This window comes from uncultured Microbacterium sp., from assembly GCF_913776565.1.
Lineage (GTDB): Bacteria > Actinomycetota > Actinomycetes > Actinomycetales > Microbacteriaceae > Microbacterium.
The window spans coordinates 1-3,056 of record NZ_CAJYPF010000118.1; the positions used below are offsets into that span (position 1 = coordinate 1).

At 69.0% G+C, this 3,056-nt stretch carries 5 protein-coding genes; 2 read left to right on the forward strand and 3 right to left on the reverse strand.

Annotated features, from left to right (window positions below):
• Window positions 1–77 precede the first annotated feature (77 nt).
• From QZ433_RS06325 to QZ433_RS06335, 3 genes are read right to left on the reverse strand one after another with little or no spacing between them, the layout of a single operon-like run.
• Window positions 78–587, reverse strand: a complete 510-nt coding sequence (locus QZ433_RS06325; RefSeq protein WP_295780832.1) for a hypothetical protein — start codon at window positions 585–587, stop codon at window positions 78–80.
• On the reverse strand, window positions 584–1,117 hold the full coding sequence (locus QZ433_RS06330) for a hypothetical protein (RefSeq protein ID WP_295780833.1): 534 nt from the start codon (window positions 1,115–1,117) through the stop codon (window positions 584–586). The genes QZ433_RS06325 and QZ433_RS06330 overlap by 4 nt, the downstream gene beginning before the upstream one ends.
• 10 nt (window positions 1,118–1,127) lie before the next feature.
• Window positions 1,128–1,727 carry an alternate-type signal peptide domain-containing protein gene (locus tag QZ433_RS06335; protein WP_295780834.1) on the reverse strand — a complete coding sequence of 200 codons (600 nt, stop codon included), beginning with the start codon at window positions 1,725–1,727 and terminating at the stop codon, window positions 1,128–1,130.
• 150 nt (window positions 1,728–1,877) lie between these two features.
• Here QZ433_RS06335 and QZ433_RS06340 point away from each other — a divergent pair, with 150 nt between their 5' ends.
• Together QZ433_RS06340 and QZ433_RS06345 are read left to right on the forward strand one after the other, a co-directional pair.
• On the forward strand, window positions 1,878–2,453 hold the full coding sequence (locus tag QZ433_RS06340; protein WP_295780836.1) for a gamma carbonic anhydrase family protein: 576 nt from the start codon (window positions 1,878–1,880) through the stop codon (window positions 2,451–2,453).
• The coding region (locus tag QZ433_RS06345; RefSeq protein ID WP_295780838.1) for a hypothetical protein at window positions 2,450–3,056 on the forward strand (607 nt) is incomplete at its 3' end. The genes QZ433_RS06340 and QZ433_RS06345, both read left to right, overlap by 4 nt.

Consider the following 3,056-nt stretch of genomic DNA (forward strand, 5'->3'; position numbering starts at 1 on the left):
GACGGTGCCGAGGATCGCTCGGGCGCGGCGCCAGGCTGGGCGGTGTGCGCGTACCGAGTGTGCGCTGCGGCGAAGCGTCAGGTTGTCGGACATCGAAGCCCTCCCAGCAGACCGCTGACGATGCCGGTCGGGACGAGAGTCGTTCCGGCGCTCGGAGCGGATCTCCAAGCGCCGTTGACGGCGACGACCGCCACCGTCGGATTTCCGGAGAGGAGTGACAGGACGTTGTTCAACAGTCCGGCCTGAACGTCAGCGGAGAGCGTGCCGTTCACGGCAGTGGAGTCCGCGACGTTCAGACCGAGGACTTTGGTTCCTTGAGAGGTGTTCAGTGCCACCAATTCGTATGAAGTGGCTCCCGCAACGCGGGGCCAAGACAACCGGACGTAGTAGTTGAGGACGGTGCCCTGGTTCTGACATGCCACCGGAGCGGGAGGGGTGAGAGCGCCCGTCGACAGGGCGAAGGAGGGAGCGGCGGCGGTGGCCTGCCACGCGGCGGTCGCGGGTGTCATCCCGGGAGTCAGCGCGAGGACGGCGATGAGCGCGGACACCGCCATCACGCGTCCGATACGACCTCGGAAGGCGGTCATGACACAGCCTGGACGGCTGCCACGCCGAGCGTGGGCGTGAGCGCGCGATTCTGAAGAGCTGCGGGAGCATTCGCTGCGAGCGTCACCCGTAGGCACAGGTCGACGGAGGTGCCGGGGAGGAACCCTCCCGCCGGCGCGTACGAAGCGCCGGTCGCGATCGGGGTCGAGCTGCCGCAGCTTCCGACGAACACCTGGGTTGTCACGTATGCGGCCTCCTCGGCGCTCAGTCCGAGGGAGACGTTCGGAGTGACCCGCCACCGCAGGGTCGTGCCGGATGCCGCTGTCTCAGTGACCTTGAGGATTGCTGAATCGCTAGTGCCGCCCGGAAACAGGGGTTTCCACGCGGACCAGTCGCTGCCCCATTCCGTCGCGAGCGCGAGAGACCCCGTGGTCGTGGTTCCGGCGTTCAGCGCGACGGATCGCTGCCAGAGCGCCTGCGCGGCGGCGGTCCCGGTCCCCAGGACCAGGACCGCCGCGAGCACGGCGCCCCACTTCAGGCGACGCATGGTGCTGTCGTCGCGATGGAGCATGGAACCTGCCTCAGCTGGAAGCCTGGGTGAGCGAGAACGACAGCTTGCTGAGGTCCACAGGGGTGTTGACGCCGACGAGGTTCGGGGTGTTCGCATCGAAGGTCACCGTCACCGTCGCCTGCAGGTTGCCGGCCGTGGCGGGCGTCACCCGGTACGTGTTGGTGCCGGTCTGCGCACCGAGGCCGGGGATGTTCACGGCGACCTTGACGTACTGCGCGGCAGGTCCCGAGACGAAGTTCGCGGCCTGGGTCACCGCGAGATCGGCTTGCAGGGTGTTGCCGACCAGCGTGACCGTGACGGGCTGCGTCAACGTGAGGACATCGCCCGGGACGATCCGGGCCGTGGTGGGGTCCGTCAGCGAAATGGCGGAGCCGAGCACACCCTTCAAGCTCCACGCGCTCGTGCCCAGTGTCAGGTTGAGGTCACCGGACTGCACGCTCCCGGTCGACAGGGCGGTCGACGTCGTCCAGTACGCGTACGTCCCTCCTCCACCGAGGAGCAGGGCGGTACCGGCGGCGATGGCGAGGATCGCCTTCGCCTTGCCGTGGCGCGGACGACGAGAGGCGCGGGTAGCGGGGATCGGGGCTGCGGTTTCGGTGGACGGCGACATGGCTTCTCCTGGGCATGTGCGGCTGGTGTTGCCACCGAAACTATGAGTTCGATGAGAGTGCGCCACTACCGATCCACCCATCGGGCCTACCGACTTTCGTGGGCGCTACGTAGTCCTCCGTAGCGGCTCGGTAGCGCTAGCCTCGGGCGCATGACGATCGCCCCCGACGCTTCGATCCTGTCGCTCCCCGGCGCGACGCCCCGCCTGCACGAGACCGCGTTCGTGGCATCCGGGGCCCGAGTGGTGGGCGACGTGACGCTCAGCGAGGGCGCGAGCGTCTGGTACAACGCCGTCCTCCGCGGCGACAGCGCGGCGATCTCGATCGGTGCGCGCAGCAATCTGCAGGACAACGTGTCGGTGCACGTGGATGCCGACCACCCCGTCATCATCGGGGCCGACGTCTCGGTGGGTCACAACGCGGTGGTGCACGGGTGCACGATCGGCGACGGCTCCCTGGTGGGCATGGGCAGTGTCATCCTGTCGGGGGCCGAGATCGGCCCGGGATGCCTGATCGCCGGGGGAGCGGTCGTCCTCGAGGGCACCGTCGTACCCGAGGGCTCGCTCGTCGCGGGCGTTCCGGCGAAGGTGCGGCGCGCGCTCACCGCCGAGGAGCGTTCCCGCCTGTTACGCAACGCCGAGATCTATCTCGTTCACTCGGCGCGCCACGGCGAGGCGCGGCCGACAAACGAGGGAACGCCGGCCGCTCCCGCCATACTGACCGAGTGACCACCGATGCCCCTGACGGAAGCTCCGAGGGGCTGCCGGCCGGCAAAGAAGAGGTGGGAGCCTGGAAAGCCCGACTGCGCGACGACCCCGCGGACGATGCGACCCGTCAGCAGCTCGTCGGGCACTATCGCCGGCTCGGTCACCGGGATCAGGCGGGCCGCTACGCCGTCGGACTGACCGAGGGGGCGTCCGCGGATGAGGTGCGGGCCTACATCGGGATGCTGTGGGGTCTCAACGCCGACGAGGCGACCGCGCGACGACTGAGCGCGCTTCTCGACGAGCAGAATCTGCCCGCGTCGGTGCGCGAGGCCCTGGAACATCGAACGTTGCCCGACGAGCTGCGCGAGCAGGGCTGGGGCTGCGTCGTGGGGATCGCGTGGGCCGCGGTCGCTGTCGCCGGATTCGTCACCCTGGCCGTGGTTTTCGGATTCACGATGGCCGGCTCAGTGGACGCGCGTCCGGTGGGTGCCTGGTGGACGTCGCTCACGGGCTGGATTCTCGTGGGCGCCCTGGCCCTCAGCGCGCTCTGGTCGGCAATGACCAGAAGGTGGATGGCCGCAGCGATCTTCGCCGCGATCACCGTCGTGGCCGCAACGGTCGTAG

Bases quoted from the DNA above. Each gene is read 5' to 3' on its own strand.
- QZ433_RS06325 (WP_295780832.1), bottom strand. From the start codon at position 587: ATGACCGCCTTCCGAGGTCGTATCGGACGCGTGATGGCGGTGTCCGCG.
- QZ433_RS06330 (WP_295780833.1), bottom strand. From the start codon at position 1,117: ATGCTCCATCGCGACGACAGCACCATGCGTCGCCTGAAGTGGGGCGCC.
- QZ433_RS06335 (WP_295780834.1), bottom strand. From the start codon at position 1,727: ATGTCGCCGTCCACCGAAACCGCAGCCCCGATCCCCGCTACCCGCGCC.
- QZ433_RS06340 (WP_295780836.1), top strand. From the start codon at position 1,878: ATGACGATCGCCCCCGACGCTTCGATCCTGTCGCTCCCCGGCGCGACG.